A 22,047-nucleotide genomic window follows, 5' to 3' on the forward strand; every position below is an offset into this window, starting at 1 on the left:
CACTGGCCGACGAATCGTCGCATAGACTCACCAAATGAGATGACGTCTCAATCACTGGGATGAGCAAAGCGGCCTTGCCGTACCGGTGTTATGTCGCCGGGGAGTCTTTCCTGAAACGATCTGGTCGGAAAGCGGGCCGAGGGTGCGTCGCGCGATCGTGCGTCGGCGCAGGAGGGGGTTGACGGTGCACCAGGGGGAGTTGCTGGCCGGCAAGTACCTGCTTGAGGTACGTATCGGTCAAGGCGGCATGGGGGAGGTGTGGTCGGCGTACGACCGCGAGCTGGACCGCTCCGTCGCGGTCAAGGTCGTGAACGCAGCCCCCGGGCTGATCGCCCGGCTACGGCGGGAAGCGCGTACGGGCGCCCGGTTGCAGCATGTCGGTATCACCGTCGTGTACGACATCGGAGAACATCATGGGCACCCGTTCTTCGTGATGGAGCTGCTCGCCGGCACTGACTTCCAGACGCTGATCGAGGACAGCCCAACTGGTCTAACGGTCCTTGGCGTTGCGCAGTTGATGGCGCCAGTGGCGGACGCTTTGCACTACGCGCACCGCAAGGGGGTCGTGCACCGTGACATCAAGCCGGCCAACCTGATGGAATTGGCCGACGGCGGGGTGAAGATCTGTGACTTCGGGATAGCCCGCTACACCGATGCCGCCACAGCCCGCACCGCGCCCGGCGGCATGCTCGGCACCCCCGCTTACATGGCACCCGAGCAGTACGAAGGCAAGGACGCCGACGCGGCCAGCGACCTGTACTCCTTCGGCGCCACCCTGCACGCACTGCTCGTCGGACGGCCGCCCTTCCCTGGCCCGTCACTTGCCGACCTCATGCGCCAGCACCTCACTCAACCCCCGCCCCGGCTCACCGATCTACGGCCCGACATCCCCGCCGAGCTCGAACGGCTGGTCCTGGATCTGCTGGCCAAGGACGCCGCCGGCCGACCCGCATCCGCGGCTCACGTGGGCGACGCCCTCCGTGCACTCGCCGGCGGCCTCGTCCAGTTGACGTCCCTGTCAACGGCCCAGCGTCCGACGGGTTGGGTCCCGCTCCCTCCGCTGTCACCGGCGGAAGAGCAGACACTTCGTTCCACGGACAGTGACATCTCCACCCAGATCGAGTTCGTCAACCAGCGCAGACAGGCCGTACGAATCTGCTGGCTCGACTACCAGGGCTCCCGCACCTTCTACACGCAACTCGCCCCAGGCATGTCCTACGTCCAGCAGACGTATGTCTCACATCCATGGATCATCACGGACACAGCGGAGAACCCGATCGTCATCTTCCACCCGACCGCGGCACCGGGCCAGGCGGCCATCTACTGACCAGGTCAGACCTCCGACGACGCGGGCATGACGCGGCGCATTGGCCAGGCCGGGCAGTTCGTCGATTTCACCGACCGCAGGAGTTCGTGAACCGGCTCTGAACTACGACGAGTTATGGACTAGATGCCCGCTGACAGCGATTCCTGCAAACGACCGGGGATATCCCGCCCCACTCGGTCCGGGTCTCGGCAGGCTGGGGAAGCTCACCATGCACCGCTGGCAGAGGCTCAAGCGGTGCCCTCGTTCCGCTTGTTGAGGAGGGCCAACTCTTCCTCGGTCAGGTGCAGGGTTCCGGCGGTGATGTTCTCTGCCAGGTGCGCCGGGTTCGTGGTGCCGGGAATGGCCAGCACGTGCGGACCACGGTGGAGAGTCCAGGCGAGCCGTATCTGGGCCGGCGTCGCATTGTGAGCGCGGGCGACGGAGCGGACGCGTGTGTCGTGCTCCTGGCCTGCGGCCGCCTCGCGACGCAGGCCGGAGACCGCGAAGAACGGGACGAAGGCGATGCCCTGCTTCCCGCACAGGTCCACCAGCCCGTTATCGTCCGCGCGGCGCCAGTCCAGGCCGTAGGAGTTCTGCACGCAGACCACGGGCGCGATCGTCTGGGCCTCGGTCACGTGCTCGGGCAGGACGGCTGAGAGTCCGAGGTGTCGGATCAGACCGGCATCGCGCAGTTCGGCGAGGGCGCCGAAGTGCTCGGCGACCGAGGCCGTGCGGGGGCCGCCGGCGCGCAGGTTCACCACGTCCAGACAGTCCCGGCCGAGCTGGCGCAGGTTCTCCTCGACCTGGCCGCGCAACTGGTCGGGGCGGACCGAGTCGAGCCACTCGCCGGAGGGATCACGCCCCGGGCCGACCTTGGTCACCACGACCACGTCACCGTGCCAGGAGGAGAGGGCGCGGTTGATGAGCTCGTTCGCGGACCGCAGTGGCGAGAAGTAGAAGGCTGCCGTGTCGACGTGGTTGACACCCTGCTCGAACGCGCTGTGCAGCAGCCCGACGGCGACATCGCGGTCGATCGGCGCACCGTCGGAGTTCCCCATCATGCCGTTGCCCGTCAGCCGCATCGCGCCGTAGCCGATGCGATTCACCTCCAGGTCGCCGAGTTTCCAGGTCCCTGCTGCCGCTGCTGCGCTCACTGTGCTCCCTCGCCCGTCGGTTCGTCAGGTCCTGGAGTATGGGGCGGTCACGGTCTGCTGCGACAGGTCAACGGGCTGGGCGAAGCGTCACATCCCTATCGGGAACTAACCATCTTCGCAATGCCGTTGGAACTGACGAGAGAGCGGCGCTCAGGGCGACGTTTCATTCCTTGTGCTGCTGTCGCGGCGAGGCGGCGGACGATGGTGGCTGCGTTCAGCGAGGCCGGATCACCGGAGAGTCGCCGTGCACCAGCCCAACCGTCGTGGGTAGGGACCGCACGACCCAGGGCCCGTCCGGTCCCAAGACCGTGTCCTGCGTACTCTCACGTTCACGGCGATCCTGATCACGGGCAGCGCATGCGCGTGACGTCGCCCCGCGCATCTCGTACGTCCGCTGGCCGTCCGGACGACGTGACACACTGACGGGATCAGGCAGCGGGGAACGGGGGCGATCCGGTTGGGTCTGGAGATCGAGAGCAGACCGTCGGAGCTTCCGTACATCGAGCGGGTGTGGCGCAGCCGCAGCGACGATGTGGGCCGGATGACGTCGATCGCGACATCGCACTGGGAGCTCGTCTTCTGGGAGCAAGACGGTCAGGTCCAGGCGGCCGTACTGGGCCCCGAACCCAAGGCGTGTCTGGCCCCCGTCCCCAAGGACGCCACGTTCTTCGGCATCAGCTTTGCCCTCGGCACCTCGATGCCACACATACCGATCAGCCGGCTCGTGGGCAGTAGCGCGGAGATACCCGACGTGACGCGGCGCTCCGTCTGGCTGAAGGGCCACGCTTGGCACCCGCCCGATTACGACAACGCGGAGGCGTTCGTACGGCGCATGGTGCGTGAGGGCATCGTGGACTGCGACCCGATCGTGCCCGCCGTGCTCGACGGTGCTCCTCCCGATGTCTCCGAACGCACCCTCCAGCGCCGCTTCGTCGCGGCGACGGGCCTCACCCGGGGTGCCATCCGGCAGATCCACCGCGCCCGTGAGGCGGCGGTGCTGATCCAGGAGGGTGTGCAGGCCCAGGACGTCGTGCACAGGCTGGGCTACTTCGACCAGCCGCATCTGGCGCGGTCCTTGACCCGGTACATCGGCCGGACCGCCACTCGGCTGAGCTCTCCGGACAGGGCGGAGCCCCTGTCGCTTCTGTACAAGACCTCGGCCGCGATGCCCGCATAGTCTCCTGGAGCAGCCGACGGGGTCGGCTCGTCCCGGACGGGACCGGGCAGACGACCCCGAACTGATCATGGAGGAATCATGCGCAAGGTCGTTTCGGGTCTGTTCGTCGCGCTCGACGGTGTCGTCCAGTCGCCGAACGAGTGGCAGTTCGCTTTCGACGAGGAGATGGGCGCGGAGCTGGGGAAGGCGCTGGAGGCGGCCGACACGATTCTGCTGGGCCGGGTGACCTTCACGGAGTGGGCCGCGTACTGGCCGACGGTGACCAGCGGCGAGGACGTCGCCTTCTCCAAGTGGATCAACGATTCGCCCAAGTACGTCGTCTCCTCGACGCTGGACAGTGTCGACGACTGGGCGAACAGCACGCTCGTCAAGGGTGATCTGGCGGCCGCGATCGAGGAGCTCAAGGCGACCGAGGGCAAGGACATCACCGTCGCGGGCAGCCCGACGCTGGTGCGTTCGCTGCTGGAGCAGGACCTGCTGGACGAACTGGTCCTGCTCATCCACCCGGTAGTGGCCGGCGAGGGCCGCAAGAAGCTGTTCGCCGACGACGCCGCCCTGAAGAAGTTGGAGCTGGCGAGCGCCCGGCCGACCAGCAGCGGAGTGATCATCGCGACCTACCGTCCGGCGCGCTGAGCGCGACAACGCCTGCCCCGGACGGCGGATGCGACGGTCACGGCTGGTCCTCGTCGTCCTCGACCGCGTCCGGCCCTGCAACGGGCGCAGGCCCTGGCCGCAGCCGACCTTCGCTTCACTCCGGGCTTCCACCGGAGCCGACACCCGCTACCGGCGCCGACGCGAACAAGGCGACTGGAACGCCGCCCAACGCAACTTCTTCAACCGTATGATCGGCCAGCTTCACCACTGCCAACAGAAGCGCGAGCTCTTCGACGAGCGGTCCGCGTTCCCCACGGCGTCGTGCCCGCCGGCGGAGGCAGCGGCCGCCTGATCTGCCGCACGGAAGGTTGAGCGGTTCTACCAGCTCATATCCCGAGCCACCTCCGCCTGCGCGGCGGCGATCTCCTCGCTCGTCGAACCGGCGATGTCGGCATCGACGTCGGACTCCAGCCGACCCAGCAGGTCAACCAAGGCCTGCTTCTGCGCGGGATGGGTGATGGGGACTGCGTCGAGATCGGTACTCATCAGCCAGTCGAACAGGACGACTGCATCGGCATGCCACAGCCGGACGTTCACGGTCGGCAGATCGGATTCCATGGCGCCTATCGTGCCCTGTCAGGCGCCGGACGCACCCGCGTCTTGCCCGGGAGATCGACGGCGACCGACCCTTTGAACATGAGACCTCAAGTCCAGGTATTCGTCGCCGACGGCCCGCTCCCTGACTGGGACGCGAGCGGAGAAGAGATCGACAGGCGCGTCGAGCAGCTCGAAGCGATTCCGAAGCCGGTCACGGGAGAGGAAGCCCGTGCGCTCGTCACCTGCTTCGGCCCGGACGACTGCTACGGCGTCGCTTGGACGCTTCTCCACCTCATCGAGACCGCCCCGAACCTCGTCCTGGCCACCGACCCCGGACCGGACGCCAACGAATGGCACCAGCGGCTCTTCGGCCGCGCCGTGAACGGAGGACTCATCCCCTGAACGTGACGACATAACAGCGTGCGGTGTCTACGCCAAGGACTGCACCCACATCGAATCGGTCTGGAAGCTCACCACCACCGACGCCGAGAAGACCGCCCTGTCCTCGGTGATCGACGCCTGCAGCAACTGACCAAGGCCCGAGGAGCAAGGGCTGCCGGAAGAACTCTGGCTGCCTCAACGCAGACGCTCCACGCTGAGTGCGGGCAGAGCCGGCCAGTATCGCGAACGCAGTCAGGGGCCGTTGGCCTTGGCGCGGAGAACTACGACCATCTCGATCTCGACGACGTCGACTTTGCGCCGCTGGACGACGTCGCCGAGAGGCTGACGCCGCAGGAAGCACACGAACTGCTCCAGCTCCTGCTGACGATTGCGCAGGATGGCCATCAGCTCTCGCTGCAAGCGGACCGGCTTGCGATGGGGATCGCCGCGCGGATCCTGTCAGAGGGCTGAATCACCACGGCCCTGCGACCCGGGCTCACCGGCGTGCCCGTACCGCTCCTACAGGGCACGCACCCCCCGTCACGGCTCGCGCCGAGTCCGGCCAGCCGGTGGACCGACACGGGCAGGGTTCCCTCTCCGGGCGGCTGTAATCGATTGGAGAGCCCGCCGGGGCCCGGGACGTGTCCCCGGAAGCGTGATCACGCGGTGTCGCCCCGGGGCCGGTGCCCCGGGGCACGTCACAGCGCGAGAGCCGGGACCCCGGGGGTGTTGCGGGCCACACCGCACACCTCGCGTGCGCGCGAGGCCACCGCGGGCTGCGGCGCGAGGGCCGCCCCGATCAGCGGCATGACGGCCGCCAGCATCTCCGTCTCGCTCGCGGTCCCGTCCACGACCAGATCGGCCGCCGCCCGGGAGGGCGCGACGTGGTCCGTGTGGCGGTCCCTGCCGGTCTGCAGATAGTTGCGCAGGGACAGCCGGGGGTCCTGCCGCTGCACCTCGATCTTCCGGAGGATCTTGCGGGCCAGGCGTATGTCGTCCGGGGTGTCGACGAACACCCGCCACGCGGCCCGCCGGACCACGGACGGCAGCGACAGCGCGAACAGGCCCTCGACCACCACCAGCCGCCCGCCGGGGCGCATCAGTGCCGCGTCGATGGCGTGCGCCACCGCCGTCTCGTCGATCGACCCCGGATGGTTCCAGTCCAGGACGGCGTGCCCGTCGGCACTGACCGTCCACTCACCTCTCAGGCGGTCGTGCGCGGGCACGTAATAGTCGTCCAGATGGACCAGCGTGACGCTCTCGGGGCAACGCAGCGACAGAGCTTCGGCAAGGGTGGACTTGCCGGATGCGGTGCCGCCTGCGACCGCCAGTACACCCGTCATACCGGGCGCTCCTCATGTGCTCAAAGGGGATAGACGACGCGGCTGGAGAAGCCGAGTGCAGGGAATGTACGGCGGGGTGATCGCCCATGGCAAGCAGGGAAACGCGGGCCGGTCCTGCGGGGGCCCGGCGCCGCGACCTTCGGCCCGCCCACACACCGGTCCTGGCGCCTGCCGCAGACCTCCGACCTGCGGGAACAGTCCTTGGACACGGGCGTGACATCGACGCGCGGGAGAGCGGATCGTCATGCACCTGACCCGGCGCCGACGTGGTCGGTCTGCGCCCGGCCGGCGGGCTCCACCGATGAGTTCTCGCGGGCCGTCGGGTCAGTACGGGCATGACTGCTGAGAACACGCCGCCGGTCGTCTCCCGCCGGGAGTGGCTGGCCGCCGTCGACACCCTGCGCGTCCGGGAGAAGGCGCACACCTGGGAGGGCGATGCGATCGCCGCCGCACGGCGGCGACTGCCCATGACCGAGGTGAACCCTTCGACTCCGCTCGCGGCAAGCAACGGAAGCGTCCCCCTGATCGACGTCTTCGAGGGCCGCACCCAGCTGTTCGTGTCGTATCACATGTGGCACGACGGCCACACCGCCGCGGACCAGTGCGAGGGCTGCACCTTCTTCACCGGCCAGGTCCGCGAACTGGCCTATCTGCACCAGCGGGACGTCACCTTCGTCGTCTTCTGCCAGGGCCCCTACGAGGAGTCCGACCGCTACCGCCGCTTCATGGGCTGGGACGTGCCCTGGTACTCCGTCCCCGCCGAGTCGCGCGAACGGCTCCTCGCCGGGCGCCACTTCGGGATGAAGGCGAGTTACCTCCGCGACGGCGACCGCGTCTACGAGACGTACTGGACCACCGGCCGCGGCGTCGAACCCATGGCCCCGTCCTACGGCATCCTCGACATGACCGTCCACGGACGGCAGGAGACCTGGGAGGACTCCCCGTCAGGCTGGCCGCAGCCGTACGCGACCCTCGGTCAGCAGTTCCGCAAGGACGGACGGCCGACCGCGCAATGGGCACGGATCGCAGCGGGCCACGACGACGGCCTCCACGGCGGACAGTCCGGCACAGGCGGTTCGGGCTGCTGCTCGTGAACCGGCTCCACGGCCGGCTCGACGAGGCGGCCAGGAAGGGGAGATGAGGGCGGCCCGCAGGTGTTCGAGCAGCTGATCCTGGGAGCCCGAGGAAAAGCCGGCCAGGAGAGGGGGACCGCCCCGCGCCAACGGGGCGGTCCGTGGCCGCTGTCCGGGCTCGTAGGGCGGACGCTGCCAAGGGCGGTTGTACGAACTTTCGCCTCGCTCCCATTATGGGGGTGGCGCGGATTGTTCTCCCGGTCCGCCGCGGCGAGCTGGACGCGACTGAATCCTGGGGCCCTCCACCTGCACCTTCAGTCGTTGTAGGGACGTTGTGCGGCCGTTGTTCTGCGGACGCGGTGAGGACCGGCATTGTTCGGCGGCACGGCGTAACGGTCATAGCGGTCAATTCGATGTCGGCCGGAATCCTCCGAGAAAGCGCCAAGACGGGCATTCTTGACGTGATGTCACCCATCGATCGAGGCAGCGCCAACTGCCGGTGGATGACTCAACTCCTGTCCGGGCTCGTTCGCATGGAGGCTCCTTGCCATGACCGTCATCGTTCCACCCCGTCTCGGCGACACCGGCGTCCTTGAGACACCGGCACGGGTCGTCGTACTGATCGTGATTCTCCTGACCGCGGTCCTGCTCGCTGCGGACGGCCAGGATCCGCGGGCCGCCGCCGGTGTGGCCGTCATAGCGGCCGGCGCCAGCGCCGAGATCGCCGACCGGCTCCTCGGCGTCACCCGCCGGCCCGCACCGAACGGGATCCGGTAATGCCCCGCGGGGAGGCTTCCCTTCCTCAAGACGGCATCCCCGCGCTCGTCGACCTCGCACGGGCCCTTCGGTCCGTGCGGGGAACGGCGGGTCTGACCTATCGCGGCCTCGCCGCCGCGGCCGCCTACAGCCCGAGCGTCCTGTCGACCGCGGCGGGCGGCCGTGAACTGCCGTCCTGGCCGGTGACCTGGGCCTACGCCGGTGCGTGCGACCCGCAGGCGGACCGGACCGCATGGCTTGAGCGGTGGAGGCGTGCCGAACGAGCCGTGGGACGCACCAAGGACGCCGGCGGTTCGGACACCGCGGCGGCTGGCACGTACGGCCTCGCGCCGCATCCCCTGGTCGCCGAGTTCGGCCACCTTCTGGACGGCACGGTGAAGACCAGCGGAAAGAGCCTGCGCCAGATATCACGGAGCGCCGGGTACGCCCCGGGCACTCTCTCCAAGGACATCCGGGGCAAGGCGCTGCCGCCCTGGGAACGTGTGCGAGACGTCCTCCAGGTCATCGGCGTTCTGGACAGCGAGATCGAACAGGTGTGGAAGCCGCGCTGGAAGCGTGCGGATCAGGCCAGCCAGCGTGCCAACGCGGCTGCCGAGGAGACGGCGGTCCCGCACTGGTACGTCGCCGCCCGGGCCGCGGCACGCCGCCGCCTGGCCCCGCACGACCCGATGCACGAAGGGACGGCCAGCGCCCCCTGGGTGGAGGTCGGCTGGCGCGCCGCGTCCGCCCACCTCCATGACGAATGGGAGGCCGACGCCGGAGCCCTCGGTGTCCGGATGGCCCAGTTGTCCGGCCGCGGTGCCGAGATCACCGATGTCTACCGCACCATTTCCTCCGGCCGGCTCGTCGTGCTCGGGTCGGCCGGGGCAGGCGCCAGCAATCTGGTACGCCGACTGGGCATGGGCCTCATCGAAGGTGCCGACCACGCCGCCCTAGCCCCCATCCCGCTGCTGCTTCCCCTGATGACGTGGACCAGCGGAACGCTCCAGGAATGGATCGACCACCAGGCCGTTCGCGCTTTCGGCCGTGAGACGGTGGAACACCTCACCGAGCACCGCCTGCTGCTCCCGCTTCTCGACGGCCTGCACCACCTCACACCCGAAGCACGCGTGGCCGTCCTGGAGGCGGCCAACACGTTCGACCCGAACCAGAAGATCGTCCTCACCAGTCGCCTGACCGCCTACGCCGAACTGGTCGAACGCACCGGCACCGTGCTCTGCGGCTCCGCCGCAGTCCACCTGCAACCGCTGGGTCCCGCCGAACTCGCCGAGTTCCTCCCCGCCGGAGCCTCCCACCAGGGCCGTTCCTGGCACCACATCATCGAGTCGCTGCAGCGCGGCGACCCCCGGACCGCGGCCCTTCAGGAAGTTTGCGCGACGCCCTTCATGGCAGCCACGGTGCGTCGCCGCCATCTTCACGCCCACGCCTTCCCGGACATGCTCCTGGACACCGATCAGTTCCCCGACGCCGCCGCCCTGCGCACTCATCTGGTGGAGTACCACCTCGCCGTTCGCTACGGCGTGCAGCAGGGCACGGACAGTTCGGCATCGATCAGCCTGACCTGTCTGCGCTCGGTACTCGGGAGGGCATCCCGCCGCGCTGGTGACCCGACCCTCGTGGCGCCCTCCACTCTCGTCCAGCCGCCACGGCGGCTGGCGGCGGCGGCCTTCTTCACCATCCTGCTCCTGAGCCCCGTCACCGTCTTCGCTCTCCTGCCCCTGATCCTCGCCCTGTGCCTGTCCAGGTCAGGGGCACCGAGAACCGCCCGCCGCCCGCCCCCGCACGCTCGACGCATCCCGGCATCCCCGTCCGATCGTTCCGCGCGACCGTCCGTCCTCGCGGAACCACGCCTTCTGTCCGCACTGGCGCGAGCCATCACCCTCACCCTGATCGTCAGCTCGATCACCGTGGCGGCGGAGCCACACTCCTCCGAACTCCTCGGGGAGGCGGCAGGCCAGATCGTGATCCTGATCAACAGCCTGATGTGCTTGTTCTGCCTGATCGTTCAGGCCCGCGCGACTCGCCCGGTCGACGACATCGAATGCCCGTCCGCTCCCGCGATGATCACCGACGACGCGTCCTGGGCGGCACGGCTCTTCGTACCCTGGTCCGCCGCAGCGGCGCTCCTCTCCGGGGCCTTGACGCTGTCGCCCGTACTCGGGATGGTCACTTTCGTCGAAGGGCTGCTGCTGGGCTTCGCGTCCAGCGTCGGAGTCCGGCACCATCTCCACCGTTCCCATCCCGTCTCACAGCTGGCCTGGATCACGCAGAAGGAAAGGTACGAGCAGGAGATCGCGGCGACCTGGGACCAGTTGCACCGGGAGGACCAGGTGATCCGCGACCAGTTCCAGGACCCGCTGGCCGGAGATCCGCGCGTCCTGATAGGCAGGGCCGTCAACTACCGCCACCGAGGCGACCTCCAGGTCCTCATCGCCGCGGTGTGCATCGGGGTCCTTGTCCCGGTCGGCGGCGCCTTCCGCCTCAGTCATCCCGCCCTGGCTCACGCGCTGCCCATCGGCTCGGACACCCCCCAGACCCCCGTACGCCGTCTGCTCGCACGCTGGCTCCTTCCAGCTCCCAAGGCGGCCGCCTGACCGTTGGCTTCGTCGGCGGGTCGGCAGAGGCGTTGATGTCCGGCGTCGCCTTGGGGGCGGGCGGCCCGGTGGGTGAGCTGAGCCGGGGGTGTCAGTCCGCTTCGGTAGCCTGCGGCGGTGACTGACGATGCGCTGAGGTTCCTGATAGACGCTGATCACGGGCAGTTCTACGTCCAGGACCTCGACCCTTATGACGCCTGGATGGGCGACGACGCGACGGACCGCGACCTTCCTCCGGCCGGCTGGACCGAAGAAGCGGTCTTCGTTCACCGCATCGGGGTGGAACCGCATTCGATCTCCGTCGGCACCGCGCGGGACGACATGGTCGAATCGCTGATCACCGTCCACGCGTCCGCGCCGACGGTCGAGCCGACGGCGGAGCACGTAGTGGAGGCCGACCTGGATGCCCCGACGGGCCGACTCGCCCTGTACAGCCCAGGAGTCCTCCCGGAGGACGGGCCGGCGGTGACGGTTCCCGCTGGGCGGTTGCGGGCTCGGGTCTCCTACGTCCCCTCCGGCCCACCGGCTGTCGACACCAACGGCGACCCCGGCCATCACTTCCTCTACCGGATCGACCTCTGGCCCACCGACCGAGCGCGCGAACTTGTCGTCCTCAAACAGGGGCCGAACCCTTGGGGTTGACCGGGCCGGTGCCGCGGATCATGCGGAGCCGATGGGTGAGGCGGGCCGGTCAGTAGCCGCTGTTCTGTGACGGTGACGCTGACGGGGTCTTGGTGATCTGCTTCCCGTCAGGACCCACCACGTACCACTTGGCACCGAAGGCGTTGAGCCCCTGGCCGTTGGTCTGTCCGGCCTTGGTGTCCTCCTTGAACGTGTAGAGCGGGTGCCCGTTGTACGTGACCTGCTTCGAGCCGTCGCTGCGCGTGGTCGTCGACAGCAGCTTGCTGTTCACGCCACTTCCGGCGGTCGGAGTTCCGCTCGCCTTCAGCGGTGGCCAGGCCTTGGCGCAGTCCCCGTTGCACGTGGACTTGTTGGTTTTGTCGGACTGGAAGAGATAAAGAGTGTGTCCCTTGCTGTTGACCAGGATGGTGCCGAGCGGACCGGACTTGGTGGACACCGTCGCGGGGGACGAGGTGCTCACCGCCGATTGCGCTGCTTGTCCGCCCTGTACCCCGCCGTGACCGGCACCGTCGGCGTACGCCAACGTGGTCGCGGACAGGAAGAGTGCGGTTCCGGTGGCTGCGATGAATGCTCGGGTCTGGTACTTCACGAGAAGTCCTCCGGCTGCGATCGCCTCGGAGTGTCTTGCGGCCGTCGTACCTCGGCGCACACCGCGTACCTTCCATTACACGCCTGATTGGGGAACCGGTCCACAGGACTTCGTGCAGCCGGAAGGACGACCGATCCCGGCACGGATGCGGGGCGGTCAGGTGCGCGGGAGGCTGGTCCCATGCCGGAGCGCAGCATGATCGTTCACCCGTCCATCGGCCGTCATGACGGCGGGCGCGAGGGGTGGAGACCCTGAGCCCGCGCAAGGGCCGCGGCGACGGTCAGGAGCAGGACGTGGAAGCCGTCCTCGACGACCTCTACACCACACCGCCGCCCGACTTCGTCGCCCGACGGGAGACGGCGGCCGCCGCCGTGAGAACAGCTGGCCGGGCGGAGGACGCCCGCCGGATCCACGCCGCCCGCCGTCCGACCCTCGCGGCCTGGGCGGCCAACCTCCTGCTGCGCTCCCGGACGGAGGAGAGCCGCGCGTTCCTGGACCTGGGACTCGCGCTGCGGGAGGCCTACCAGACCCTCGACGCCGACGGGCTCAAGGATCTCTCCGCACAGCGCCGCCACGTGGTCGCGGCCCTGTCCCTGCAGGCCGCCGAGCTGGCCCGCGACGCCGGGCACCCGCTCTCCGCGCCGGTCCAGGAAGACCTCGAAACCACGCTGCGCGCCGTGCTCGCCGATCCGGACGCGGCCGACCAGTGGGCGGGCGGTCGCCTGGTCAACGCCCTGACCCCGCCGTCGGAGTTGCGCCCCGCAACGGCACCGGCGGCCAACCGGCCGCGCCCGGGCAGCCGTCCCGCGCACCCGCCCGCGAAACAGGCCGTCACGGATGAACTAGCCGAGCGGCGCCGAGCCCACGAAGAACAGCTGGCCCGGGCCAGGGAGGCGGCCGAGGCGGCCGAGCAGCGCCTGCACGAGGAGCACGCACGCCGAGCGGACGCCGACGCCGAGCTCCAGCGGGCGCGCGAGCGCACCGAGCAGGCCCGCCGGCGGATGTCCCTCGCCGAAGAGGAACTGCGGCAGGCACGCCGAGAGCACCAGCAGGCCGAGAGCGACGAGCACGGGGCCGAGGAACACAGCCGGTCCGCCGCCGACTCCCTCGCCCGGGCCGAGCGGGACGCACGCGCGAGGGCGCAGGACGTACGCCGCAAGGAAGCAGGCCCCGTATAGCAGCCCGCCGTACACCAGCCGCGTACCGTCCGCAGGGGCGGGTGCCCGTGATCACCGGCCGGGGTCAGGACGCGCGGTGTCCGGACGGTTGCCGGGGTCGGTTCCGATGGGCAGCCGCAGGACGAAGGCGGCGCCGGGGCCGTCGGCGGCCTCGGCTGAGTGGGCGGGGGCGACGTCGAGGGTGCCGTCGTGGGCTGTGGCGATGCTCTGGGCGATGGACAGTCCGAGTCCGGTTCCGGCGGACTGGCCGGGTTGGCGGGTGCGGGAGGCCTGGAGGCGGACGAAGCGGTCGAAGATCCGGGTCCGGTCCTCGGGCGGGATGCCCGGGCCGTCGTCGGCGACGATCAGGACGGCCGTGCCGGGGTCTTCGGCCTTGACGGTGACCGTGACGTGCAGGCGGGCGTGGCGGTCCGCGTTGTCCAGGAGGTTGCGGATCAGCCGGGTGAGCTGGTCCGGGTCGCCGAGCAGCGGAACCGGGTCGGGGGCGTGGAGGTCGACGGGGACACGGGCGGGTACGGCGTCGATCGCCGCCGCGGCGAGGGCGGCGAGGTCGACGGGTTCCACACGGGTGAGGAGGGTGTCGTCGGCGCGGGCCAGCAGCAGCAGTTGGTCGACCAGGCGTTGCAGCCGTGTGGTCTCGGAGACGGCGCGCCGGGCGAGCTCGGGCCAGGGTGCGCGGTCGGGGTGGGCGAGGCCGACCTCCAGGGACGTACGGACGGCGGCGAGCGGGGTGCGCAGCTCGTGGGAGGCGTCGGCGACGAACCGGCGCTGGCGTCCCGCGGAGGCGTCCAGCCGGGCCAGCATGGTGTTGAGGGTGCGGGCGAGGCGCCCGATCTCGTCGTCGCCGGCGGGTTCGGGGATTCGTCGGTGGAGGTCGCTCGCGGTGATCTCGGCGGCCTCCGCGCGGATGCGTTCGACCGGGCGCAGGGTACGTCCGATCAGCAGCCAGGACACGCCCACCGCGCAGACCAGGCCCAGCGGCAGGACGTAGAACAGGTAGCCCTTGATGTCGCTGGTCAGCAGGGAGAGCAGTTCGGTGGAGCCGCCGGCGTAGATCACGACGGGTGTGTGTCCGGCGACGTGGCGCTGGGCGACGACGCGCTCGTCGGCCTGCCCGGCGGCCGCGGTGCGCTGCGGGGAGGTGCTGCCGGCGGGCGAGGTGTAGCGGGCGGACTGGCCGTCGACGTTCGCGGTGGAGGCGACGACGGCGCCGGAGTCGTCGACCACCTGGGCCCAGGCTCCGAGTCCGCCGGGGGCGGGGGGAAGCGGCCGGGGCCAGGTTCCGTCGGTGCTGGAGCGCGAGACGCTGTCGGCGTAGGCGTTGAGGGTGGTGGTGACGTTGCCGCGGACGGTGTGGACCATGCTGAAGACCAGCACCGCGGCGGCCAGGGCCACGGTGACGGTGATGACGAGGGTGGCCAGCACGGTCAGGCGCAGGCGCAGGGAGCCGCTAGGGCCGGTGCGGGTCAATGCGGTACCCCGATCCTCGGACCGTCTCGATGATGCCGTGGGTGAAGGGCCGGTCGACCTTCCGGCGCAGGTGATGGATACGCACCTCGACCACGGCGGAGTCGCTCTCCGCGGCCGCGTCCCAGCAGTGTTCCAGCAGTTCGGTCTTGGACACCGCCCGCCCGTCCGCGCGCAGCAGGTACTCCAGGACGGAGAGCTCGCCCGGCGTGAGGGCGACCGCCCGACCGGCCCGCCGGACGGTGCGGGTGGCCGGGTCCAGGGTCAGATCGCCGGCCGTGAGCAGCGCGGGGCGCGGGATGGCGGCGCGCCGCAGCAGGGAGCGCATGTGGGCGAGCAGGACCGGGTAGGCGAAGGGCTTGGTGAGGTAGTCGTCCGCGCCCAGATCCAGGCCTTCCGCGTGGTCGAGGTCGCCGTCCATGGCGGTGAGCATGAGGATGGGCGTCCAGTTCCCGGCTTCCCGCAGGCGGGAGCAGACCTGATAGCCGTCGAGGCCGGGGAGCATGACGTCGAGGATGATCAGGTCGAAACCGTGCTCGGTGGCCTGCCACAGACCCTCGGTGCCGTCGGCGGCGAGTACGACGGCGTAGCCCTCGGCACGCAGTCCCCAGGTCAGGGAGGCGCCGAGGGCGTCGTCGTCTTCGATCACGAGGATGCGCATGGTCCAAGCCTGAGTGGTGGCCGTGCGGCCCGCGTCCCCGGGGTCGCCCGGCAAGCCGAGGGGGTGCTGCGCGCCGGCTGAGGTGGGTGGGCTGGGGGAGTGGCGGACCCCGGCGTCGGATCATATGAGGGCCGACGTCGAATCACAGGAGTGCCGGTGTCGGATCACAGGAGCGCCGGCACCGGATCACAGGAACGCCGGGGGTCCGCCGGTCGTGTGGACGGGTGCGCTCAGGCGCGCAGCGGCGGCTCAGCCCCGGCGCGGCCGAGGCGGTCGTCGTCGTGGCCGTCGTCGCGGTCGTCGCGGTCGTCCAGGCCCGCATGGTCGACGGCAGCCTCGGGCTTGATCCACAGGGCCTTCGCGGCCCAGGCGGGCAGGTACCAGTTGGCCCTGCCGAACAGCACCACCAGGGCGGGGGTGAGCAGGGTGCGTACCACCACGGCGTCGATGAGGACACCGGCGGCCATGCCGGTGGCCGTCATCTGGACGGTCACGTCGGGGGCGGAGGACAGCGAGAGCAGTGCCAGGAAGAGGATCAGCGCCGCGCTGGTGACCAGCCGTCCGGTGCGGGAAACGCCTTCCACCACGGCTCCGTCGTTGTCCCCGGTGCGGTCGAACGCCTCGCGGACCCGGGCCAGGATGAACACCTCGTAGTCCATCGAGACGCCGAAGAGGAAGCCGAACAGCAGCATCGGCACCAGGGGGCTGATCGATCCGGTCGCGGAGATCCCCCACAGGGCGTCGGAGCCGTACCCCCGCTGCCAGACCAGGACCAGCGCGCCGTAGGCGGCGCCGACGGAGAGCACGTTGAGTGCGACGGCCTTGGCGGGAAGCAGCAGCGAGCGCATGCCACGGGCCAGCAGGACGAAGGTGACCAGGGCGACGACGCCGAGCAGCATCGGGAGCCACTGGATCATGATGTGCGTCATGTCGGTGTTCTGGACGTCCTCGCCGCCGATCAGGGCGTCGTGCGGGGCGGCGGCGCGCAGATCGGACACGACGGATCCGGCGTGGGAGGTGCCGACCTGCGCCTTGGGCAGCCCCATGATCACCGAGCTGTCGCCGTGCCGCCAGGCGGGGGTGTCCGCGAGCAGGACGCCGTGCATCGAGGGCAGGTTCCGCAGGGTCGCGGCCGTGGCGGCGGGGTCCGCGCCGGCGGGCAGTCGGACCGGTACCGAGGTGAGGACCCCGGCGGGGAAGCCGTCGTGGCGCAGGGCGACCAGGGCCTGTTGCGCGGGGCTGGCGAGGGAGAGCGAGGTGACGGCGGGCTGGTTCATGTTGATGGTCAGTCCGAAGGCGCACAGCGCGCCGAGGACGGCGGCGCCCGCGGCGGCGGCGAGCCTGGGCCGCCTGACGATCGCCCGCGCGGTGTTCGTCCACATCGTTCCCGAGCCGGTGGTCCTGCGCTCGCGCAGCCGGATCCTGTCCATGCGCGGTCCGGCACTGGACAGCAGCAGTGGTACGACGGTCAGCGCGACCAAGGCGGCGATGGACGGGATGAACAGCCCCGCCATGCCCACGCCTTGGAGGAACGACACCGGCACGACCATGAGGGCGAACAGGCCAAGGGAGGCGATCAGGGCGCTGAAGGCGACCGAGTGGCCGGCCCTGCGCAGCGAGCGGATCACCGCGGTCTGGTTGTCGGCGCCCGCGTCGCGTTCCTCGCGCCAGCGGTTGACCAGCAGCAGGGCGTAGTCGACGGAGAGGCCGAGGCCGAGCAGGGCGACGATGAACTGGACGGAGGGGTTGATCGCGATGCTGGTGACGTAGGTCAGGCACCAGATGGCAAGCTGCATGGTCAGCACGGAGATGATCGCCGAGACGAGCGGCAGGACGGCCAGCGCGGAGCCGAAGACCCAGGCCAGCACGACGAGCGCGAGGCCGATGCCCACGAGGATCTCGCTCAGAACACTGCCGCCGGAGGCACCGCCGCCGGAGCTGAGCTGCTCGACACCGGTCACCTGGACAGAGGCCCCCGGAACGGCATGGGTGATCGCGGAGCCCATGGCGTCCGTCACCTGCTGCGGTACGGGGTCGCCCATCTGCGGGGGATAGACCATCACCAGGGTGGAGGTCCCGCCCGCGCCGACCAGGGAGCGGTCCCCGGTGTTGGCGTAGGACAGGTCGCGCACCTGCGGCACCGACGCGGCGACCTTGTCCGCCGCCACCAGCCCGGCCTTGACCCTCGGGCTGTCCACGGTGGTGCCCCGCGGCAGGCCGACCACCAGCACGCTGGGCCGGGCGGCGACCCCGCCGTAGTCCTTCCGCAGGGCCTGGTTCGCGGTGTAGCTGGCGGCGCTGATCGTGGTGCCGCTCTTGAGGCGGCCGGCCGTGTGCGGCGCGATGAGCGCCCCGACGACGGTGACGGCGACCCAGGCCACGGCCACCCAGATCCGGTGCCGCATCACGAATGCGGCGAAGCGTTGCATGACTGGAAACCTCCACGAGCTGGTGCGGCCCGCAGTCGCGGACCTTTCACGCACGCCGAAGGTAGGGAGCCGAACCTTTCGATTCGCTTAACGCCTGCCGGGCCGCCCCGGGCATGAGGCCGCCTCAGCCACGCCGTGGTTCCAGGATTCCGGCGCGCGTGACGATGCTCCGGTTGCGGACGCTCATGGCGCCCACGGATTCCATGGCGTCGGCGAATTCGTTCAGGGCCGTGGCGAGAAGATGGCCGCTGCCGGGAAGGTGGGCACTTGCGCGGTCCAGGGCGTGGTCACAGTTCGTGGCGCCGTCGGCGCTGTAGGTCTGGGCGCGGCGCCAGTAGGTCTGGGACCGGGGGTCGGGAACGGGAAAGTACCGGGCGGCGTCGTGGGCGAAGCGGCGGAACCGCGCGCACTGGGCGCGGGTGCGCGACTCGTCGATGGCGTGCGGGTTCTGGATGAGCGGTTCGAGCCCGGTGCTGACGGCGATGAAGCGGCGTTCCAGGCCGAGCCCGCCGTACATCTCCCAGGCGTACACCTGCAGGGCGCGGGTCCTGGGGGACGCGGTAGTGCCGGTGCGGTCCTGAACGGATGCGGCGGTCTGCGCCGTCGAGCGGCGCACGGCGGGGTTGACCAGATCGGTCGCGGTGACGGCCAGCGTCGCGGCGCAGAGCACGCCCACGCACAGCCGACGGGTCAGCAGGTGGCCTCGTACGGGAGGCCACTGTCCCGGAACCGAGGCCGGGGCCGTACGGGTCCGGCGGGCGCTGAGCGCCCTGTGCAGGACACTCACCACGGCGGCCACGAGAACGGCGGCGAGCGCGGCGAGTACGAGAGTGGGGCCCATGATGAGGCGGAAGCCGCGGAGTACGGAGATGCCGGGGTGGAGTGAACAGGTGGACCGCAGGGTGTCCAGTGGCGTGACGCACCCGTCCAGGGAGGCGAGAACGAAGACTCCGGCGAAACCGGCCAGCACCGTGGTCTGGGCGGCGATGAGGGCGCACAGCAGCCGGTAGCGATCGGTCAGGGCCGCTGCGGCCACCGCTGCGGCTGTCGCGGCGGCGATCAGGAACATCAGCACCCAGGCCAGATAGATCCACAGGTGCAGGAGGCCACGCTCGGCGGGCGGCGGCTGCCAGGTGTGCATGTACGCCATCACCGCCATGACGGCCGTGGTGGCCAGCGCCGCGCCCAGCAGACCTGGCAGCAGTATCCGGCGCAGGGGCGGAGGCAGGGGTTCCCGAAGCGGCGCGATGCCGTAGTCCGGAGTGTCGCGGTGGGCAGTGCCGTGGTCCGCAGTGCCGTGGTCGGCGGTGTCGCGGTCCGGAGTGTCGCGGTCCGCGGAGTTGCGCAGGGCCCAGGCCGTCAGCGGCAGCAGCCACAGAGCCGCGACCGCGGTCAGGGAAAGAGCCCAGTGGTTCAGGTCCGTCATCTCGGGCAACACCGCGGCCATCCCGTCCACGATGCCGTGCTGCCCCGCGAGCTGCCCGGGTGGCAGACCCCGCACCAGCTGGGCGCGCATCTCCGCGACCGAGGGCCACCCCTCGCGTGCGTAGCTCACGCCGAACACCTGCCACCAGGCGAACCACGACGCCATCACCGCCGCGCCGGCCACCGACCCCAGCCACAGCAGCGGCCTGACACGCGTCGGCCGCACCCGGGTCCACAGCCTGGCGCACTGGGCGGTCCACCAGCAGAAGGCCACACCGGCGGCGAACGGGAACAACAGCATCACGGGGTTGCCCGGCAGCCAGGTGTTGATCCCGGACTGGTAGGCCACCAGTTCCCCGGCGGTCATCCCGGCGCCCAGCCACAACCCGGCACGTACACCGGACGGTTCGCGCCGCCCGGTGAGCACGGCGTGCGCGGCCGCCCGCCACAGGGCGACCCCGGCCACCCCGGCGACCAGCGTGGCCGTCAGAACCCAGGAGGCCTCCTCCAGCAGCGGGACGGAACGCAGCCCGTCGTAGACCCACAGCTGGGCGTTGATCACCGGGGCGGCCACCCCGGTCAGGAACATCGGCAGCGCCCGTACGCTGAACAGCTCCGCGGGATCGGCCAGTGCCTCCCGGCGCAGGTCCCACCGCGGATGGGTTCGCAACAGCTCCGCGAAGGACGCCCGTAACCGCCGGAGCACACCGCGGGGCACGACGACAGGGCCGGCCATGCGGGTCGCCCAGTGGTGCGGGGCCGCGCCCCAGCGCACCGCGGTCAGGTCGGCGTGGACCTCCCGGCTGCGCAACACGTCCGCCCGGGCGAGGTGGACCAGCAGCACCAGCACGACCGCGAGGCCGAGCAGCCGGGCGATCAGCGGCCAGCTGCTGTCGATCCCCACCATCGTCTCGGGCGACAGCGGAGCACGTACCTTCAGGGCGAACAGCGCCATCCACACCGTCAACATGACCATCAGCGCCCCGTACGGCAGCAGCACCGCGCCGAGGAACGCCCGCCACAGCGCCACGGTGAGGTAGGTGAGGGCGACGTCGCCGTTGCGGATGTGCGCGAACTCGTGCAGCAGCACCGCGCGGAAGCCCTCCGGATCTGTACGCGCGCGCACCAGCAGGCCACCGTGCAGACACACGACCGGCCGCTTGTTGCTGCCGAACACCACCGCGCCGGCCGAGGCCGCCGCCGGGTCGACGACCACCCGCGGCACCCGCTTCAGCCCCGCCGCCGAGGCCAGTTCCGCCACCGCGCCCCGTATCGCGCCGTCGCCGTCCACGATTTCCAGCGGAACGACCCGTCCACGCCGTGCCTTCCAGGCCGGGATCGTCCACATCAGCACGGCGGCCACGACGATCACCAGAACGGGCCACACCTCGGACACCCACCAGGGCGACGTGTGCGTCGGGCCGTAGCGGGCCAGGCATTCCCGGTAGGCGCTGGTGTCCTCCTGCGGGATCACCCCGCCGATACGGGACGGGTCTCCGCCCGCGGCGAGTACGCAGCCGTCCGTGCTGCCGGTGCTGCCCGTGCCCGTGGCGGAAGAAGATCCCGCACCGGGCCCGGAACCCAGGGTCAGCATCATCATCGAGGCACTGCTCACCGCGATCAGCACCACCAGCAGGATGAAGCGGAGCGTGGTGCCCGAGGGCATCGAGCGCTCGTCCAGGCGGGGCTGGGTGAGGTGTCCGGTGGCTGCCACGGTCACGACCGCTCCGGCCCGCCACCCGCACTGCCGCCTGTACTCCTGTCCGGGGTGCCACCCACGCTGCCGCCCGTACTGCCGTCCGGCCCGCCACCCACACCGCGACCCGCACTGCTGTCCGTGGTCCCACCCACACCGTGACCCGCGCTGCCGCCCGTACTGCGGTCCGCGGATCCGCCCGACTCGCCCTGCGGCGCGGGCGGCTCCGCCTGCGCGGTGCCCAGGGCCAGCCGGGCCACCACCGCGTCGGCGACGGTCTCGGCACGCTCCCGTCCCAGGCCGCGCCGGGCCGCCACCTCCAGTACACGCTGCCGCACCTCGGCGAGCTGCTCGGGGGTCAGCGGGGGCACCGTCGCCGGTTCCGTGTGTCTGCGCAAGACCCTGCGCAGAAGGCCTCCGGCACCCCGGACGACACCGTCCGCCGTCCGCTCGCCCAGCTGCCGTACGGTCTGGTCCAGCGTCAGCCACACCACCCCGGTCACCAACGCGGTGACCTCGTCCGACCCAAAGCCCAACGGCTCCGGCCGCTGACCCTCCCGGTGCCCAAGCCTCCGTCCGACCGTGTCGTCATCGAACCGCGCCAGCCCCTCCACCAGGGGCAGTTCCTCCCGCGCGACCTGGGCCACCACATCGTGTACGACGTCTCGTACGATCGCTGCGTTCGTACGCCCCTTGTACGAGGCTGCCTCAGTCTCCACCCGTGTCCCCCTCAAGACCTACGGCACGCCAAACTCGGCCATGTCCACGCTAACCCCGCGAGGCCCGCCAGCATCAGCCCTCAACTCGCCTCGTGTTCCGGCTGGTTGACGTTGCTTACTCATCGCACTGGTCACGCCTGGTGCCATCGACCGCGCTCGCGAAGGGGCTAGCGGGCCAACTGCCTTGACTGCGGCATCCGGAGAGGTCGGCCGGTGGTGCCCATGGGCTGCGTGGATATCCTCTC

20 protein-coding genes are annotated in these 22,047 nt (G+C 70.4%); 11 read left to right on the top strand and 9 right to left on the bottom strand.

Annotated elements, in window-relative coordinates; genetic code table 11:
- Positions 1-184 precede the first annotated feature (184 nt).
- Complete coding sequence (locus tag ACFWI4_RS06525) at positions 185-1,327, top strand: protein kinase (protein WP_387191895.1); 1,143 nt, start codon at positions 185-187, stop codon at positions 1,325-1,327.
- A 227-nt stretch (positions 1,328-1,554) separates the two neighbouring features.
- On the opposite strand, the gene ACFWI4_RS06530 is transcribed toward ACFWI4_RS06525, so the two are convergent.
- Positions 1,555-2,460, bottom strand: a complete 906-nt coding sequence (locus tag ACFWI4_RS06530) for an oxidoreductase (protein ID WP_387191643.1) — start codon at positions 2,458-2,460, stop codon at positions 1,555-1,557.
- Positions 2,461-2,917: 457 nt separating this feature from the next.
- On the opposite strand from ACFWI4_RS06530, the gene ACFWI4_RS06535 reads away from it, so the two are divergent.
- From ACFWI4_RS06535 to ACFWI4_RS06545, 3 genes are all read left to right on the top strand, one after another.
- Complete coding sequence (locus ACFWI4_RS06535) at positions 2,918-3,637, top strand: helix-turn-helix domain-containing protein (protein ID WP_387191645.1); 720 nt, start codon at positions 2,918-2,920, stop codon at positions 3,635-3,637.
- A gap of 78 nt (positions 3,638-3,715) precedes the next feature.
- Positions 3,716-4,270, top strand: a complete 555-nt coding sequence (locus tag ACFWI4_RS06540; RefSeq protein WP_387191647.1) for a dihydrofolate reductase family protein — start codon at positions 3,716-3,718, stop codon at positions 4,268-4,270.
- Positions 4,271-4,298: 28 nt separating this feature from the next.
- Positions 4,299-4,583: a hypothetical protein gene (locus tag ACFWI4_RS06545; protein WP_387191649.1), complete on the top strand. Its 285-nt coding sequence runs from the start codon at positions 4,299-4,301 to the stop codon at positions 4,581-4,583.
- 26 nt (positions 4,584-4,609) lie between these two features.
- Here ACFWI4_RS06545 and ACFWI4_RS06550 read toward each other — a convergent pair whose 3' ends face one another.
- On the bottom strand, positions 4,610-4,849 hold the full coding sequence (locus ACFWI4_RS06550) for a hypothetical protein (protein WP_387191651.1): 240 nt from the start codon (positions 4,847-4,849) through the stop codon (positions 4,610-4,612).
- A 78-nt stretch (positions 4,850-4,927) separates the two neighbouring features.
- On the opposite strand from ACFWI4_RS06550, the gene ACFWI4_RS06555 reads away from it, so the two are divergent.
- Both ACFWI4_RS06555 and ACFWI4_RS06560 read left to right on the top strand, forming a co-directional pair.
- Positions 4,928-5,230 carry a hypothetical protein gene (locus ACFWI4_RS06555; protein ID WP_387191653.1) on the top strand — a complete coding sequence of 101 codons (303 nt, stop codon included), beginning with the start codon at positions 4,928-4,930 and terminating at the stop codon, positions 5,228-5,230.
- An 18-nt stretch (positions 5,231-5,248) separates the two neighbouring features.
- Positions 5,249-5,680, top strand: a complete 432-nt coding sequence (locus ACFWI4_RS06560; protein ID WP_387191655.1) for a DUF6417 family protein — start codon at positions 5,249-5,251, stop codon at positions 5,678-5,680.
- A gap of 227 nt (positions 5,681-5,907) precedes the next feature.
- Here ACFWI4_RS06560 and ACFWI4_RS06565 read toward each other — a convergent pair whose 3' ends face one another.
- Positions 5,908-6,552, bottom strand: coding sequence for a uridine kinase (locus ACFWI4_RS06565; protein ID WP_387191657.1), 645 nt, complete (start codon positions 6,550-6,552; stop codon positions 5,908-5,910).
- A 335-nt stretch (positions 6,553-6,887) separates the two neighbouring features.
- Here ACFWI4_RS06565 and ACFWI4_RS06570 point away from each other — a divergent pair, with 335 nt between their 5' ends.
- From ACFWI4_RS06570 to ACFWI4_RS06585, 4 genes are all read left to right on the top strand, one after another.
- Positions 6,888-7,646 carry a DUF899 family protein gene (locus tag ACFWI4_RS06570; RefSeq protein WP_387191659.1) on the top strand — a complete coding sequence of 253 codons (759 nt, stop codon included), beginning with the start codon at positions 6,888-6,890 and terminating at the stop codon, positions 7,644-7,646.
- Positions 7,647-8,174: 528 nt separating this feature from the next.
- Positions 8,175-8,402: a hypothetical protein gene (locus tag ACFWI4_RS06575; RefSeq protein WP_387191661.1), complete on the top strand. Its 228-nt coding sequence runs from the start codon at positions 8,175-8,177 to the stop codon at positions 8,400-8,402.
- On the top strand, positions 8,402-10,996 hold the full coding sequence (locus ACFWI4_RS06580) for a helix-turn-helix domain-containing protein (RefSeq protein ID WP_387191662.1): 2,595 nt from the start codon (positions 8,402-8,404) through the stop codon (positions 10,994-10,996). The genes ACFWI4_RS06575 and ACFWI4_RS06580 overlap by 1 nt, the downstream gene beginning before the upstream one ends.
- A gap of 117 nt (positions 10,997-11,113) precedes the next feature.
- Positions 11,114-11,638 (top strand): hypothetical protein, encoded by a 525-nt coding sequence (locus ACFWI4_RS06585; protein WP_387191664.1) that lies wholly within the window; start codon positions 11,114-11,116, stop codon positions 11,636-11,638.
- A gap of 49 nt (positions 11,639-11,687) precedes the next feature.
- Here the strand turns inward: ACFWI4_RS06585 and ACFWI4_RS06590 are convergent, their stop codons facing one another.
- Complete coding sequence (locus ACFWI4_RS06590) at positions 11,688-12,227, bottom strand: hypothetical protein (RefSeq protein WP_387191666.1); 540 nt, start codon at positions 12,225-12,227, stop codon at positions 11,688-11,690.
- A gap of 242 nt (positions 12,228-12,469) precedes the next feature.
- Here ACFWI4_RS06590 and ACFWI4_RS06595 point away from each other — a divergent pair, with 242 nt between their 5' ends.
- Positions 12,470-13,405 carry a hypothetical protein gene (locus tag ACFWI4_RS06595; RefSeq protein ID WP_387191668.1) on the top strand — a complete coding sequence of 312 codons (936 nt, stop codon included), beginning with the start codon at positions 12,470-12,472 and terminating at the stop codon, positions 13,403-13,405.
- Between the two features lie 51 nt (positions 13,406-13,456).
- Here the strand turns inward: ACFWI4_RS06595 and ACFWI4_RS06600 are convergent, their stop codons facing one another.
- The 5 genes from ACFWI4_RS06600 to ACFWI4_RS06620 form a co-directional block, all read right to left on the bottom strand.
- Entirely contained in the window at positions 13,457-14,875 is a 1,419-nt protein-coding gene (locus ACFWI4_RS06600; protein ID WP_387191670.1) for a sensor histidine kinase, read from the bottom strand.
- On the bottom strand, positions 14,856-15,533 hold the full coding sequence (locus ACFWI4_RS06605; protein ID WP_387191672.1) for a response regulator transcription factor: 678 nt from the start codon (positions 15,531-15,533) through the stop codon (positions 14,856-14,858). Before ACFWI4_RS06605 ends, ACFWI4_RS06600 begins: the two co-directional genes overlap by 20 nt.
- Positions 15,534-15,763: 230 nt before the next feature.
- Entirely contained in the window at positions 15,764-17,962 is a 2,199-nt protein-coding gene (locus ACFWI4_RS06610; protein WP_387191674.1) for an MMPL family transporter, read from the bottom strand.
- A 124-nt stretch (positions 17,963-18,086) separates the two neighbouring features.
- A complete protein-coding gene (locus ACFWI4_RS06615; protein WP_387191676.1) occupies positions 18,087-21,107 on the bottom strand; it encodes a M48 family metalloprotease in 3,021 nt (1,006 codons plus the stop codon).
- Entirely contained in the window at positions 21,104-21,802 is a 699-nt protein-coding gene (locus tag ACFWI4_RS06620) for a hypothetical protein (RefSeq protein ID WP_387191678.1), read from the bottom strand. The genes ACFWI4_RS06615 and ACFWI4_RS06620 overlap by 4 nt, the downstream gene beginning before the upstream one ends.
- Between the last annotated feature and the right edge of the window lie 245 nt (positions 21,803-22,047).

The organism is Streptomyces sp. NPDC127038, from assembly GCF_042725875.1.
Lineage (GTDB): Bacteria > Actinomycetota > Actinomycetes > Streptomycetales > Streptomycetaceae > Streptomyces.

Excerpts from the sequence above, each read along its gene's own strand:
- ACFWI4_RS06545 (WP_387191649.1), top strand. The coding sequence starts at position 4,299 with ATGCGACGGTCACGGCTGGTCCTCGTCGTCCTCGACCGCGTCCGGCCC.
- ACFWI4_RS06580 (WP_387191662.1), top strand. The coding sequence starts at position 8,402 with ATGCCCCGCGGGGAGGCTTCCCTTCCTCAAGACGGCATCCCCGCGCTC.
- ACFWI4_RS06550 (WP_387191651.1), bottom strand. The coding sequence starts at position 4,849 with ATGGAATCCGATCTGCCGACCGTGAACGTCCGGCTGTGGCATGCCGAT.
- ACFWI4_RS06610 (WP_387191674.1), bottom strand. The coding sequence starts at position 17,962 with ATGCAACGCTTCGCCGCATTCGTGATGCGGCACCGGATCTGGGTGGCC.
- ACFWI4_RS06570 (WP_387191659.1), top strand. The coding sequence starts at position 6,888 with ATGACTGCTGAGAACACGCCGCCGGTCGTCTCCCGCCGGGAGTGGCTG.
- ACFWI4_RS06555 (WP_387191653.1), top strand. The coding sequence starts at position 4,928 with ATGAGACCTCAAGTCCAGGTATTCGTCGCCGACGGCCCGCTCCCTGAC.
- ACFWI4_RS06605 (WP_387191672.1), bottom strand. The coding sequence starts at position 15,533 with ATGCGCATCCTCGTGATCGAAGACGACGACGCCCTCGGCGCCTCCCTG.
- ACFWI4_RS06575 (WP_387191661.1), top strand. The coding sequence starts at position 8,175 with ATGACCGTCATCGTTCCACCCCGTCTCGGCGACACCGGCGTCCTTGAG.
- ACFWI4_RS06565 (WP_387191657.1), bottom strand. The coding sequence starts at position 6,552 with ATGACGGGTGTACTGGCGGTCGCAGGCGGCACCGCATCCGGCAAGTCC.
- ACFWI4_RS06540 (WP_387191647.1), top strand. The coding sequence starts at position 3,716 with ATGCGCAAGGTCGTTTCGGGTCTGTTCGTCGCGCTCGACGGTGTCGTC.